Genomic DNA, 13,030 nt, shown 5'->3' with positions numbered 1-13,030 from the left:
GGGGTACAAGTGGTAAGGGCAAAACGTAAATTAGATCATATTGAATACGCTCTTTCTACTGGACAGTCTCGTACACATGGCTTTCATGACATTGAGTTTGTGCATCAAAGCTTGCCAAACTCAAGTGTTGATAGTGTAACATGTGAAACAAAAATCGGCGAACTTTCACTAAGTTCGCCGATTTTTATCAATGCGATGACTGGTGGTGGTGGAGAGCAAACGTTACAGATTAATGAGCAATTAGCATATGTAGCGAAACATCACAAACTTGCTATGGCTGTAGGTTCGCAAATGGCAGCGTTAAAAGATGAAAGTGAGGCGGCCTCTTATAAGATCATCAGAAAGGTAAACCCAAATGGTATTTTCTTTGCTAATTTGGGTAGTGAGGCAACTGTTGAACAGGCAGAGCGTGCCGTTGATATGATTGAAGCAAACGCACTGCAAATTCATTTAAATGTTATACAAGAGTTAACGATGCCTGAAGGAGACCGTGATTTTACGGGGGTACTTCAGCGAATTGAGCAAATTGTTTTAAAGAGCAAAGTTCCTGTCATTGTAAAAGAAGTAGGTTTTGGGATGAGTAAGGAAACGGTGCAACAGTTAGTAAATATAGGGGTTACAGCGGTTGATATCGGCGGACAAGGTGGTACGAACTTTGCTGCTGTTGAAAACGAAAGAAGACAGCGAATGCTTTCTTATTTTAATAACTGGGGCATACAAACAGCTACCTCGATCATTGAAGCATCCTCTACAAATAATAACCTCTCTCTTATTGCATCTGGAGGCATACAAACAGCGCTTGATGTCGCAAAAGCAATCGCATTAGGGGCGAATACAACGGCGTTTGCTGGATACTTTTTACGTATTTTAATGCAGGACGGTGTCGAGAAGTTAATTGATGAAATCGATCTATTCCATACGGATTTGAAATTTATCATGACGGCACTTGGTGCGAAGACGATAGAAGAGTTACAATCTGTACCTCTTGTTGTAAAAGGTGAAACATATCATTGGTTAATGCAGCGTGGTATTGATACTGCGCGTTATAGTAGGAGATAAAAAATCAACCGTTTGGTTGGTTTTTTTCTTTTTATAAAATGAAGAGGTCAAAAATAAAAGTATTATTATTTCTGAGAATGAGGTAAAGAAAGATTTAATCGCGTATGCTGGACTTATTGAAAGTGGTGCAAATGAAAGGAAAAGTGTTGCCGAGGAATTAAGAGCGTATTTTATAGATGCGAATCAAGATGAAGCATATAAAGGTTTAACTGCTTATATAGAATTGTGTAACGAGAGAAAGGATTTTAAATCGGTAACATTAGACGTTAAGATAGATGATACTAAAGAGATCGAAGATAAACAGTATGAATTAACGTATTCAATGATGTATAAAACGAATTATACGAATGGGAAAGCAGAACGAGTGCTAACTTTTCAATATAACTGGTTAGCGATAAAACAAGATAAGAGATTGCTATTTAATGGTCAAAAAAACAGAAAAAACTTACGATAATTTAGGAGAGGAGGATGTTAACAAAAAAGGAGAAAATATATCTTCAAATAGTAAAAATACAATAGGACGTATTACGTATAATAGTGAAGATGTTAATATCCATGCACGGAATATAAGAGAAGATACAGCGATTTTTGGATATAATCAAAAAGTTGAAATTTCACTAACTTCAAATGTAAGAGAAGGGTGTTCTAGTTCAACAACAGTACAATCGACAATTAAAACGGCGAATATTGCAATCGCAGTTGGGAATAAATTGTATAGGAATCCAATGGTGAATGCAGGAAGTGGAATGGAAGCGCTAATTTTTCCGAGGGAATTAGGAGGAGACAAAAATAACCCATCGGAAGATTTGTATATAAGTTATTATTTTAATATACCAAATGAAGTGAGTTTAAGTGATGCTTAAGTAGTATTACTTTCTGATCAAGGAAATACCATTGCGAGTAGGAAAATTAAAGAAGAAAAAGAAGATATTACAGGCGTAAAAAAGATGTTGAACGAAAGTTAAAAGAAATAGGGGAGTCGGATTATGTACGTGTAGAAGTGAAGAGTAAAGATTCATCTCTTCATACGTATTATGTTGTTACATATCCTAAAAAACAACAGGCATAGTTACGATTGATGCCACGTCAAGTAATCGAGTTTATAATGTGAAAACAAAAGAATTATATTATGAATAGAATTTATTAAAATAATTACGCAAAAAGACGGTTTCATACAACGCTGAAACCGTCTTTTTGTATTTTTAGTGCTGATTCTGCTTTCGAGCTTGCTCCGGTGTATCAAGACTTGTTGCACCTGGATATTGAAGTGATTGGTCGCGATCCGATTCAACACGGCGTGACTCTCTTAGTTTTCGTTCTTGGCGATCTTTACCCATAATGAATAGCACCTCCTTACTTAAAAGTGTTGCTGTTATGAGAAAAACTATGCACAAAGAAAAGAAGGATTAAGTTTTATAAAAAGTTCCCATAATGGAAAACATAGGAGGTGTAACGATGGATGGGAATTCTTTTTATTTTGTGGCTTGGATAGGCTGGATTGTCGTGACGTTTTTTATGAAAAAGGAATCTATTCGCTGGAAGTTAAGTGCTGCTATATTGCTGTTTATTATTTGTTCTCCATTAAATGTAACGATCGCTTCTTTCACGGTATCAGTAAATGCTCTTTTACTTTGTTTTATCTCTTTTGTAGGAATCGCGCAATATTCTATTTGGAAAAAATTATATACCTTACTTTCGGCACTTATTATTGCAATGTTATATACAAGTTTTCATTTGTTAGAAGTGTATGATCCGATTTGGATCGTGGTTGATAGGTTGTTTTTGTTAAGTAGTGCTCTTGTGTATGCATCGGTTTTATTACATGGGGATCGCATATTACGATTATGCTCCTTATATATAGGGATGTTACAAGGGGAATTGCTAGTGACACTTATTTTTTGGAAACTAAATTTTCCCTATGATTACGGTAGTTTAGCATTTTTTGATATCGTCGCCGTTTCTACATTATTTATGGCAATTTTATTTTGGATTGCAAAAGCATCAGTATACATGGAACAGTTTAAGCGGAAAACACGTAAAAGAAAGACGAGGGTAATACATGACTGAATATACACCAGCCATTTTATGTGGCGTAATTGCAGGGACAGTAACTAGGGTGTTAATGCTTCGCACAGATACGAGGCAATATCCGACGAGGCTTCATGGAAAAATTATTCATATTGCGATGGGTTTAATTGCAGCGGCTTTAGGAGCGATTGCTATCCCGTCTATTTTGAAAAAAGATTTTTCTGCAATTACATTTCTTACATTAGCAGCGACGCAATTTCGTGATGTGCGCAACATGGAAAGAAATACACTTCAACAATTAGATGGATATGAGCTCGTACCGCGTGGCAATACATACATTGAAGGAATTGCATTAGTATTTGAAAGTCGTAACTATTTGGCGATGTTAACGTCGTTTGTGACAACGTTTGCGTATATAGGATTCCATTCGTGGATTGCCGGGATAATAACTGGTATAATAGCATTTTTTATCTCGAAAATACTAATGTCTGGTAAAAGGCTCCATGATCTTGTAGAGATTGAGCATGTTCCACTCCATTTTGAAGGGGCGGGACTTTATATTGATAATATTTATATTATGAATATTGGATTGCCAGCAAGGCAAGAAGAAATTATGAAATATGGAATGGGCTTTATTTTAAAGCCGAAATCGATCGATGCGATGGTTACAATCGCGAATTTAGGACAACGTCAAGCTATTTTACATGATGTTTCTGTTGCTTTAGGGGTATATAAAGATTCTGGTACACCGGCACTTGTGCCGTTAGCGAAGCGTGATTTAGAGGATGGGAGAGTCGGGATTTTTGTTCTTCCGCAAGATCAAGATGCAGAGAAAGCGATAGGGGTAATTGGAAATGTCCCAACATTAGAGAGTGCTGTTCATATGTCATCGGAAGCTCCGAAGGGAAGGGGAGATAAGAGATGATGTTAGAAAGTGTTATTCTCGCAGTTATTACAACAACGCCGGGAAAATTTGCGGGTGGTGCCCCTTTATTTGTTTGTGAGTCGACAGAGGAACTAGAATTTGTTGCAAATAATTTAGAAGCCATTTTAGATGGTATTGCGCATCGCTTACAAGAGAATGTATATATTATTGTGAAACATTAGCAACGTGTGGTATAATGTGAGGTGTTTTGATACGTTGAGAAATATTCTGGAATGCAAATCCCTTCTTGCACAAAGAAGGGTTTTTTACATAATAAACAGAAGCAAGTTGAAAGGATGAAAGTATATGCCGAAACCAGTAATAGCGATAGTAGGCCGCCCGAACGTAGGGAAATCTACTATTTTTAATAGAATTGTTGGAGAAAGAGTTTCAATCGTAGAAGATATTCCAGGTGTAACACGAGACCGTATTTATAGTGCGGGAGAATGGTTAAATCATGAATTTAACATTATTGATACAGGTGGAATTGATATTGGAGACGAGCCGTTCTTGACACAAATTCGTCAACAAGCGGAAGTAGCGATTGATGAAGCAGATGTTATCATTTTTATGACAAATGGTCGCGATGGTGTAACTGCAGCTGATGAAGAAGTTGCTAAAATTTTATATCGTTCGAACAAACCTGTTGTACTTGCGGTAAATAAGGTTGATAATCCAGAAATGCGTAGTGATATTTATGATTTTTATGCATTAGGATTTGGCGAGCCATTCCCAATTTCAGGTACGCACGGTTTAGGACTAGGTGATTTGTTAGATGAGGCTGCGAATCATTTTCCAAAGATTGAAGAAGAAGCGTATGACGATGAAACAATCCGTTTCTCTTTAATTGGACGTCCAAACGTAGGGAAATCATCACTTGTAAATGCACTTCTTGGTCAAGAACGTGTAATTGTAAGTAATGTAGCGGGAACGACACGTGATGCTGTCGATACACCATATAGTAAAGATGGTCAAGATTATGTAATCATCGATACAGCTGGTATGCGTAAAAAAGGGAAAGTATACGAAAGTACAGAAAAGTATAGTGTACTTCGTGCACTTAGAGCGATAGAACGTTCTGACGTTGTCTTAGTCGTTTTAGACGGAGAAGAAGGAATTATTGAGCAAGATAAAAAAATCGCTGGATATGCTCATGATTCAGGACGAGCTGTTATTATCGTCGTAAACAAATGGGATGCAGTTAAGAAAGATGAGAAAACAATGAAAGCATTTGAAGAAAACATTCGTGCTCATTTCCAATTTTTAGATTATGCGCCGATTGTATTCTTATCTGCGAAGACGAAAAAACGTACACAAACATTATTACCGGTTATTAATGAAGTAAATGAAAGCCATAGTATCCGTGTACAAACGAATGTATTAAATGATGTAATTATGGATGCGGTAGCGATGAATCCAACGCCGACTCATAATGGTAGCCGTCTGAAAATCTTCTATGCGACACAGGTTGCGGTAAAACCACCAACATTTGTTGTGTTTGTAAACGATACAGAATTAATGCACTTTTCATATGAGCGCTTCTTAAAGAATCGTTTACGTGAAGCGTTCGGTTTTGTAGGAACGCCGATTCACATTATCGCTAGAGCAAGAGACTAATGGAGAGGATGTGATTTTATGACAAAAATCACAGTAATTGGAGCAGGTAGCTGGGGAACAGCGTTAGCGATGGTATTAGCTGACAATGGGCATGATGTACGTATTTGGGGAAACCGATCTGAACTCATGGATGAAATTAATACAAAGCATGAGAACAGTAGATATCTTCCAGGGATTACATTGCCAAGCACAATCGTAGCCTACTCTTCTTTAGAAGAAGCATTAGTAGATGTAAACACAGTACTGCTAGTAGTACCGACGAAAGCGTACAGAGACGTATTGCAAGAGATGAAAGAAATTGTTACAGAACCAATTACTTGGATTCATGCAAGTAAAGGAATCGAACCAGGCACGTCAAAACGTATTTCGGAAATGATTGAGGAAGAAATTCCAGAGAACTTGATCAAAGATGTTGTGGTACTGTCTGGACCGAGTCATGCTGAAGAGGTAGGTTTACGTCAAGCGACAACTGTCACGTCCGCAGCTAAACGTATGGAAGCGGCTGAGGGAGTACAGGATTTGTTTATGAATAGCTATTTCCGTGTATATACAAATCCAGATATCGTTGGAGTTGAACTTGGTGGTGCTTTAAAAAATATTATTGCACTAGCTGCCGGAATAACTGACGGACTTGGATTAGGTGATAATGCGAAAGCGGCATTAATGACACGTGGTTTAACGGAAATTGCTCGTTTAGGAAGAAAGATGGGCGGAAATCCACTTACATTTGCTGGCTTAACTGGTATGGGTGACTTAATTGTAACTTGTACAAGTGTGCATAGCCGAAATTGGCGTGCAGGTAATATGCTTGGAAAAGGACACTCTTTAGAAGAAGTGTTAGAAAGCATGGGTATGGTTGTTGAAGGTGTACGAACAACGAAAGCTGCCCATGAGCTGGCAGAGAAAATGGAAGTTGAAATGCCGATCACAGCGGCTTTATATGACGTGTTGTTCAATGAGAATAATGTAAAATATGCAGTAGGCTCATTGATGGGACGTGTTCGAAAACATGAAGTTGAAGCGATACCTGATTTGTTATAAAAAAAGCGGTAGAAGTACATTTCGTACTTCTACCGTTTTTTTATTTTTTATGGGTCTTTTCACCAATTTTTCATTTTTGCATAGGATGAAGAGTAACTTGAGGAGAGGGTGAAAAGAATGGATAACAACATTTTTAGTAACATTGAAAAAGAAGCGAAAGTGAACAAAGAAGATATTTTTAAATTAGCGTCGTCTGTTCAAAATGCGAACTTACGTGATGAGAAAGTGCTTCGCCAATTGATTCATCAAGTTGCTCTAATGGCAGGACGTGAAGTGCCAAAAGAGCAAGAGGATCAAATTGTAAAAGCAATCATTAACAATAATATGCCAGCGGATTTTAGCTCGTTAAGTAAAATGTTTAAAAAGTAAAATATGAGAAACAAAGAGTTTAGAGAATGCATATGATAGTCATGAAAGAATGGGAATAGAGCTGTTAAGGGCATATTTGGTCAACCGAAGCGCGAAATAACGTGCTTCGGTTTTATTATTTTATTTAAATTTTGTTAATTCACGGTAAAATGCGGATTTCTATTTGTTTAAAGATTTTAATTTGTTAAAATAGTATAAAAATAGTTAAAAAGTAAAGGGGTGTATATATGTCGGAAGGGCTTATAAAAATGTGGTTTGCTTTAGGTTCAATTGGATTTATGTTTCTTGCGGTAAGTTTTATTTTATTAAGTAGGCATAAAATGAAGAATAAATTTTTGAAAGGGATTACAGCGTTAGTAGCGTACACCCTCATGATTGTATCTGGAATTGTTATTTTTCTTGTTGTATTTAGTGGTCCTATTGAGCAATAGAGGATGTGTAGTTGATAAATGTTACAAAAGGAACAGTCCATACTAGCATGAAAAGGTGATTGTCAGTGAAAAAAATCTATATTATTTTAATATTTTGTTGCATAAGCATTTTAACAGGGTGTATGTATCCAAAAGAAAATATGAAACAAAATGCTATTCCTTATGAAGATCAGTTACAAGTTGTACAAAAAGCCATTACTACATATAGGGAACAAACTGATGGTTTATTACCAATTAAGACACGTGATATGAGTACACCGATTTATCAGAAGTATCCAATTGACTTTCAAAAAATTGCTCCTCGATACATACAAGAGGCACCAGGGAATGCATATGAAAGTGGTGGCGTATATCAATATGTATTAATAGATGTTGAAACAAATCCAACAGTAAAGTTAATTGATGTTAGGATGGCGGAACAAATTCAAGAAGTGACATTAAAGCTTAAGATGTATCGTGATGAACATCAATATCCACCTTTTAAAAAAGTAATTACAGATGGTGTTTATGAATTGGATTTCAAAAAACTAGGATATAAAGATGTACCACAAGTGACAAGTCCATATTCTGGAAAGGGACTTCCTCTTGTAATCAATGAAAAAGGTGAAGTGTTCGTTGATTATAGAATTGACTTATATGAAGCGTTGAAAAAAAATGAAGGGCAATTTAAGGAAGGGGAAGATATTCGGAATATACTATCGAAAGATTCCCCATTTGTTCCTGCATATTCTTTACCGTATACAGTAAAGGACGGAGAACCAATTTTTTTTAAATCATAAGTCATGAACCTTTCTTTTAGCGAATAAGTTCTAGAAGAAAGGTTTTTTATGTTATACAACTTGCGATGCAAACAAAAGGTATTTTTTAAATAGTCATATGAAATTGGACAAAATTATATGATATATTGTCCGGATTTCTAGAATACCATTATATTATATCAGATATTATAGGCAACGTTAGAGAAGGTATTAGTTGACTATAAATGTGGAATTATTCCCAAAAATTTCGAGGGAGGGAATCACTTGGAAAAGGTAGACATTTTTAAAGATATTGCGGAACGCACAGGCGGTGATATTTATTTTGGAGTTGTAGGAGCTGTTCGAACAGGGAAATCAACGTTTATTAAAAAATTTATGGAACTTGTTGTTATTCCAAATATTGAAAATGAGTCAGACCGTCAAAGAGCGCAGGATGAACTGCCTCAAAGTGCTGCTGGTCGTACAATTATGACGACGGAACCGAAGTTTGTTCCAAACCAAGCGGTTTCTATCGAAGTAGATGAAGGTCTTGAAGTGAATATTCGATTAGTAGATTGTGTTGGATATACAGTTCCAGGAGCAAAAGGCTATGAGGATGAGAACGGCCCGCGCATGATTAATACTCCTTGGTATGAAGAGCCTATTCCATTCCATGAAGCTGCAGAAATTGGAACGCGTAAAGTAATTCAAGAGCACTCAACAATTGGTGTAGTTATTACAACAGATGGAACGATTGGTGAAATTCCAAGGAGAGATTATATAGAGGCAGAAGAACGCGTTGTAAATGAGTTAAAAGAAGTAGGAAAGCCTTTCATTATGATTATCAACACTGTGCAGCCATACCATCCAGATACAGAGCAGTTACGTCAAAGTTTATCTGAAGAATATGATATCCCAGTAATTGCAATGAGTGTTGAGAGTTTAAGAGAAACAGATGTGTATAATGTACTTCGAGAAGCACTATTTGAGTTCCCGGTTTTAGAAGTGAATGTAAACCTTCCAAGCTGGGTTATGGTGCTAAATGAAGGACATTGGTTACGCCAAAGTTATCAAGAAGCAGTTCAAGAGACTGTGAAGGATATAAAACGTCTTCGTGATGTGGATCGTGTCGTTTGGCAGTTTAGTCAATATGAATTTATTGATCGAGCAAGTTTAGCTGGCATTGATATGGGGCAAGGGGTAGCGGAGATTGATTTATATGCACCAGACGAATTATATGATCAAATTTTAAAAGAAGTAGTAGGAGTGGAGATTCGAGGGAAAGATCATTTATTGAAACTTATGCTCGATTTATCTCATGCGAAAACAGAATATGATCAAGTGGCAGATGCTTTACGTATGGTAAAACAAACAGGATATGGAGTAGCGGCGCCTGCGTTAGCTGATATGAGTTTAGATGAACCGGAAATTATTCGTCACGGTTCAAGATTCGGTGTTAAATTAAAGGCTGTTGCCCCGTCTATTCATATGATTAAAGTGGATGTAGAATCAACATTTGAACCGATTATTGGTACTGAAAAACAAAGTGAAGAACTAGTTCGTTATTTGATGCAGGACTTTGAAGATGATCCGCTATCAATCTGGAATTCTGATATATTTGGGCGCTCTCTCAGCTCCATTGTTAGAGAAGGAATTCAAGCGAAGTTATCTCTAATGCCAGAAAACGCTCGATATAAGTTGAAAGAAACGCTAGAAAGAATTATTAATGAAGGATCTGGTGGATTAATTGCGATTATATTATAAGAAAAAAATCCCTCTAATTGTAGAGGGATTTTCTTTCTTTTTGATTATGTAATAGAAAAATAAACAGTCATTATCTAATACTTTGTTGTAATTTGTCAAGTTTCATCAGATTTTCACATTTTAAGAGTAACAATTTCCTTAAAAATATTGAATTATAAAGGAGAATCGTATAATATAGGCGTTGATAATGATTTATCTACATCTTTGTAGTATAGAATTTGCAAAAATTGCCTACAAATGAAAGTAAGACTCATTTTATGATCATTATACAGTCTTATCTTTGGGAGGAGGTGAATGGCATGAACAAGACAGATTTAATCAATGCTGTTGCAGAAGCAAGTTCCCTTTCTAAAAAGGACGCAACAAAAGCAGTAGACGCTGTTTTTGATTCTATCTTAGAAGCTTTAAAACAAGGTGATAAAGTACAACTAATCGGATTCGGTAACTTCGAAGTTCGTGAGCGTGCGGCTCGTAAAGGTCGTAACCCACAAACAGGTGAGGAGATTGAAATCGCTGCAAGTAAAGTACCTGCATTCAAACCTGGTAAAGCGTTAAAAGATGCGGTTAAATAATCCTTACATATTAACAGGGAAGAAGAGTTTCCTTTTTGGAAACTCTTCTTTTTGCTTTTAAAAACATAAATATGCTAGAATGTGTTCGTATCACTTTTAGGTTTTTCGGGAGGGCTAGCGGATGGCAAAAGTTAATTTAGAGCAAATTGAACATGCAGTACGTCTTATTTTAGAGGCAATCGGAGATGACCCAAATCGTGAAGGAGTACTTGATACACCGAAACGTGTTGCGAAAATGTACGCAGAAGTATTCTCGGGCATGCATGAGGATCCAAAAGAGCATTTACATAAAGTGTTCGGAGAAGATCACGAAGAGCTTGTACTAGTAAAAGATATACCATTTTATTCGATGTGTGAGCATCATCTTGTTCCGTTCTATGGAGTTGCTCACGTTGCATATATTCCGCAAGGTGGAAAAGTAACGGGGCTAAGTAAATTAGCTCGTACTGTAGACACAATTGCACGTCGTCCACAATTACAGGAACGTATTACATCAACAGTAGCGAATTCTATTATGGAAGTATTAGAGCCGCATGGTGTAATGGTAATCGTAGAAGCAGAGCATATGTGCATGACAATGCGTGGTGTGAAAAAACCTGGTGCGAAAACAGTGACAACAGCAGTACGTGGCGTGTTAGAAAAAGATGCAGCAGCACGCAATGAGATTTTATCGTTTATTAAGACGAAGTAAAGAAAAGCGGGAAACTGCTTTTCTTTTTTTTTTTTTTATGTAAATAAATGATATAGTTTTAGTATGAAAGAGAAAGAATATAAAGGTTACGTGTTACATCCTCCTTTTCTGAAAATGAATGTTTGTAGTTGTTAGAGAAGAAGATAACTCGTATGAATGAAAGCTGTTACTTAATTCGGTGGCAGTTTGGCAGAAGTAGCCAAGTTTTGATTATAGAAAATAGAATGTATGTGTTATAATAAGTTTTATGAATTAGAAAACAAGGGTGATTTTTTGTGTGTGACATCTACGGAGGGTATGCGGATATTAAAGAGAATTTGATGGAGAAATTACGCCATCCTTATTTTATAAACTATATTGAAGAACCATTTATTGATGAAGAAAAAATAGCGCTGTTATATGGCGCATTAAAGAGCGCAAATTTACATAAAGAACAAATTGATCATTATGTAGTAACGATTATGCTTGTACAAATTGCTCTTGATACACATGAAAAAGTATCAAATAAAGCAAATGAAGAGACGAGTGGTTTCCATAAGCGTCGTCAATTGACAGTTCTTGCGGGTGATTATTATAGTGGTCTATACTATTACTTATTGTCAATGAATGGTGATATTGTCTTAATTCGTGCACTTGCTGAAGGAATTAAGGAGATTAATGAACATAAAATTATGTTATATCAAAAAGCACATGTGACGATTGAAGACATAATGGAAAGTGTAGTAATGATTGAATCTGCACTTTTGCAAAAAACATGTGATCATTTTCATTTATCCAATTGGAAACCATATATAACTTATGCGTTAGGAAAAAATCGTCTTCAAAAAGAGTGTCAATTGTATGCTGATGAACAAAATTCACCTGTTTTTCAAGCAGTTCAAGCAATCTCATTGGATGATGATAAAAATGTAAAAACAGTTATTAATGAATGGCTTATGGAAATGAGAAAGCAGGAAAATAATTTTTTAGAAAATCATACAGAAATTAGTGAGATAATTTCTACGTTAAGAGATAAATCAAGAACATAAGCAATTTTACATTGGAAGAAGGTACGAGCATGCAACAATCAAAAGAAGAAAGAGTACATGACGTATTTGAAAAAATTTCTGATAAATACGATGTTATGAATTCTGTAATTAGTTTTCAAAGGCATAAGGCATGGCGCAAAGAGACAATGCGAATTATGGATGTAAAACCTGGGAGTAAAGCACTCGATGTGTGCTGCGGGACGGCAGATTGGACAATTGCGCTAGCGGGAGCTGTAGGAGAAAATGGAAAGGTTTACGGTTTAGACTTTAGCGAAAATATGCTAGCTGTCGGTAAACAAAAAGTAGAAGCTTTAGAGTTAAAGCAAGTAGAACTTATGCATGGAAATGCAATGGAGCTTCCTTTTGAAGATAATACGTTTGATTATGTAACGATTGGCTTTGGTTTACGTAATGTTCCGGATTACATGCAAGTATTGAAAGAAATGACGCGTGTAGTAAAGCCTGGTGGAAAAGTAATTTGTTTAGAAACATCTCAACCAACAATGATAGGTTTTCGTCAAGGGTATATCTTATACTTTAAATATATCATGCCGTTATTTGGAAAGATGTTTGCAAAAAGTTATAAAGAATATTCATGGCTTCAGGAATCTGCTAGTACTTTCCCAGGAATGAAAGAGCTAGCGAATATGTTTGAAAAAGCTGGGCTGGAACATGTGCAAGTGAAACCATTTACTTTTGGTGTAGCAGCTATGCATTTAGGTTTTAAACCAGAATCAAAATAGAAAAAAGACGTTTTAGGTTAAGGTG

16 protein-coding genes are annotated in these 13,030 nt (G+C 36.2%); 15 read left to right on the top strand and 1 reads right to left on the bottom strand.

Translation table 11 applies throughout. From position 1 onward, the window contains the following. Positions 1-9 precede the first annotated feature (9 nt). Together fni and BAU28_RS31195 are read left to right on the top strand one after the other, a co-directional pair. Complete coding sequence (fni, locus tag BAU28_RS27635) at positions 10-1,059, top strand: type 2 isopentenyl-diphosphate Delta-isomerase (RefSeq protein WP_071721161.1); 1,050 nt, start codon at positions 10-12, stop codon at positions 1,057-1,059. A 422-nt stretch (positions 1,060-1,481) separates the two neighbouring features. Beyond that, positions 1,482-1,922, top strand: coding sequence for a hypothetical protein (locus BAU28_RS31195; protein ID WP_244158220.1), 441 nt, complete (start codon positions 1,482-1,484; stop codon positions 1,920-1,922). A gap of 339 nt (positions 1,923-2,261) precedes the next feature. Here BAU28_RS31195 and BAU28_RS27620 read toward each other — a convergent pair whose 3' ends face one another. Beyond that, the gene (locus BAU28_RS27620; RefSeq protein ID WP_000513901.1) at positions 2,262-2,396 is read right to left on the bottom strand and encodes a YpzI family protein; all 135 of its coding nucleotides are present in this window, start codon (positions 2,394-2,396) and stop codon (positions 2,262-2,264) included. A 118-nt stretch (positions 2,397-2,514) separates the two neighbouring features. On the opposite strand from BAU28_RS27620, the gene BAU28_RS27615 reads away from it, so the two are divergent. The 13 genes from BAU28_RS27615 to menG all read left to right on the top strand — a co-directional run bounded on the left by BAU28_RS27615 (position 2,515) and on the right by menG (position 13,005). Further along, entirely contained in the window at positions 2,515-3,126 is a 612-nt protein-coding gene (locus BAU28_RS27615; RefSeq protein ID WP_071721158.1) for a YphA family membrane protein, read from the top strand. Next, a complete protein-coding gene (locus tag BAU28_RS27610; RefSeq protein WP_025147239.1) occupies positions 3,119-4,012 on the top strand; it encodes a YIEGIA family protein in 894 nt (297 codons plus the stop codon). Before BAU28_RS27615 ends, BAU28_RS27610 begins: the two co-directional genes overlap by 8 nt. Continuing rightward, positions 4,009-4,194, top strand: coding sequence for a capping complex subunit for YIEGIA (locus BAU28_RS27605; protein WP_048370434.1), 186 nt, complete (start codon positions 4,009-4,011; stop codon positions 4,192-4,194). The genes BAU28_RS27610 and BAU28_RS27605 overlap by 4 nt, the downstream gene beginning before the upstream one ends. Positions 4,195-4,318: 124 nt before the next feature. Then, positions 4,319-5,629 carry a ribosome biogenesis GTPase Der gene (der, locus tag BAU28_RS27600; protein ID WP_025147238.1) on the top strand — a complete coding sequence of 437 codons (1,311 nt, stop codon included), beginning with the start codon at positions 4,319-4,321 and terminating at the stop codon, positions 5,627-5,629. A gap of 18 nt (positions 5,630-5,647) precedes the next feature. Continuing rightward, complete coding sequence (locus tag BAU28_RS27595; RefSeq protein ID WP_025147237.1) at positions 5,648-6,670, top strand: NAD(P)H-dependent glycerol-3-phosphate dehydrogenase; 1,023 nt, start codon at positions 5,648-5,650, stop codon at positions 6,668-6,670. Between the two features lie 117 nt (positions 6,671-6,787). Beyond that, on the top strand, positions 6,788-7,039 hold the full coding sequence (locus BAU28_RS27590; protein ID WP_002171154.1) for a stage VI sporulation protein F: 252 nt from the start codon (positions 6,788-6,790) through the stop codon (positions 7,037-7,039). A gap of 227 nt (positions 7,040-7,266) precedes the next feature. Continuing rightward, positions 7,267-7,470 carry a DUF2768 domain-containing protein gene (locus BAU28_RS27585; RefSeq protein ID WP_002171155.1) on the top strand — a complete coding sequence of 68 codons (204 nt, stop codon included), beginning with the start codon at positions 7,267-7,269 and terminating at the stop codon, positions 7,468-7,470. A gap of 65 nt (positions 7,471-7,535) precedes the next feature. After that, positions 7,536-8,249, top strand: a complete 714-nt coding sequence (locus tag BAU28_RS27580; protein ID WP_048370432.1) for a hypothetical protein — start codon at positions 7,536-7,538, stop codon at positions 8,247-8,249. A 243-nt stretch (positions 8,250-8,492) separates the two neighbouring features. After that, positions 8,493-9,971: a stage IV sporulation protein A gene (spoIVA, locus tag BAU28_RS27575; RefSeq protein ID WP_000416521.1), complete on the top strand. Its 1,479-nt coding sequence runs from the start codon at positions 8,493-8,495 to the stop codon at positions 9,969-9,971. Positions 9,972-10,270: 299 nt separating this feature from the next. Further along, positions 10,271-10,543, top strand: a complete 273-nt coding sequence (locus BAU28_RS27570; protein WP_001043860.1) for an HU family DNA-binding protein — start codon at positions 10,271-10,273, stop codon at positions 10,541-10,543. 121 nt (positions 10,544-10,664) lie between these two features. Continuing rightward, complete coding sequence (folE, locus tag BAU28_RS27565) at positions 10,665-11,234, top strand: GTP cyclohydrolase I FolE (protein ID WP_002171157.1); 570 nt, start codon at positions 10,665-10,667, stop codon at positions 11,232-11,234. 275 nt (positions 11,235-11,509) lie between these two features. Then, positions 11,510-12,262 (top strand): heptaprenyl diphosphate synthase component 1, encoded by a 753-nt coding sequence (locus BAU28_RS27560; protein WP_071721156.1) that lies wholly within the window; start codon positions 11,510-11,512, stop codon positions 12,260-12,262. A gap of 29 nt (positions 12,263-12,291) precedes the next feature. After that, positions 12,292-13,005, top strand: a complete 714-nt coding sequence (gene menG / locus BAU28_RS27555) for a 2-heptaprenyl-1,4-naphthoquinone methyltransferase (protein ID WP_025147233.1) — start codon at positions 12,292-12,294, stop codon at positions 13,003-13,005. Positions 13,006-13,030: the final 25 nt, after the last annotated feature.

This window comes from Bacillus paramycoides (genome assembly GCF_001884235.1).
GTDB lineage: Bacteria > Bacillota > Bacilli > Bacillales > Bacillaceae_G > Bacillus_A > Bacillus_A paramycoides.
This window is presented reverse-complemented; position numbering and strand designations above follow the sequence as displayed.

Excerpts from the sequence above, each read along its gene's own strand:
- BAU28_RS31195 (WP_244158220.1), top strand. The coding sequence starts at position 1,482 with ATGGTCAAAAAAACAGAAAAAACTTACGATAATTTAGGAGAGGAGGAT.
- BAU28_RS27620 (WP_000513901.1), bottom strand. The coding sequence starts at position 2,396 with ATGGGTAAAGATCGCCAAGAACGAAAACTAAGAGAGTCACGCCGTGTT.
- BAU28_RS27615 (WP_071721158.1), top strand. The coding sequence starts at position 2,515 with ATGGATGGGAATTCTTTTTATTTTGTGGCTTGGATAGGCTGGATTGTC.
- BAU28_RS27610 (WP_025147239.1), top strand. The coding sequence starts at position 3,119 with ATGACTGAATATACACCAGCCATTTTATGTGGCGTAATTGCAGGGACA.
- BAU28_RS27605 (WP_048370434.1), top strand. The coding sequence starts at position 4,009 with ATGATGTTAGAAAGTGTTATTCTCGCAGTTATTACAACAACGCCGGGA.
- der (WP_025147238.1), top strand. The coding sequence starts at position 4,319 with ATGCCGAAACCAGTAATAGCGATAGTAGGCCGCCCGAACGTAGGGAAA.
- BAU28_RS27595 (WP_025147237.1), top strand. The coding sequence starts at position 5,648 with ATGACAAAAATCACAGTAATTGGAGCAGGTAGCTGGGGAACAGCGTTA.
- BAU28_RS27590 (WP_002171154.1), top strand. The coding sequence starts at position 6,788 with ATGGATAACAACATTTTTAGTAACATTGAAAAAGAAGCGAAAGTGAAC.
- BAU28_RS27585 (WP_002171155.1), top strand. The coding sequence starts at position 7,267 with ATGTCGGAAGGGCTTATAAAAATGTGGTTTGCTTTAGGTTCAATTGGA.
- BAU28_RS27570 (WP_001043860.1), top strand. The coding sequence starts at position 10,271 with ATGAACAAGACAGATTTAATCAATGCTGTTGCAGAAGCAAGTTCCCTT.
- folE (WP_002171157.1), top strand. The coding sequence starts at position 10,665 with ATGGCAAAAGTTAATTTAGAGCAAATTGAACATGCAGTACGTCTTATT.
- menG (WP_025147233.1), top strand. The coding sequence starts at position 12,292 with ATGCAACAATCAAAAGAAGAAAGAGTACATGACGTATTTGAAAAAATT.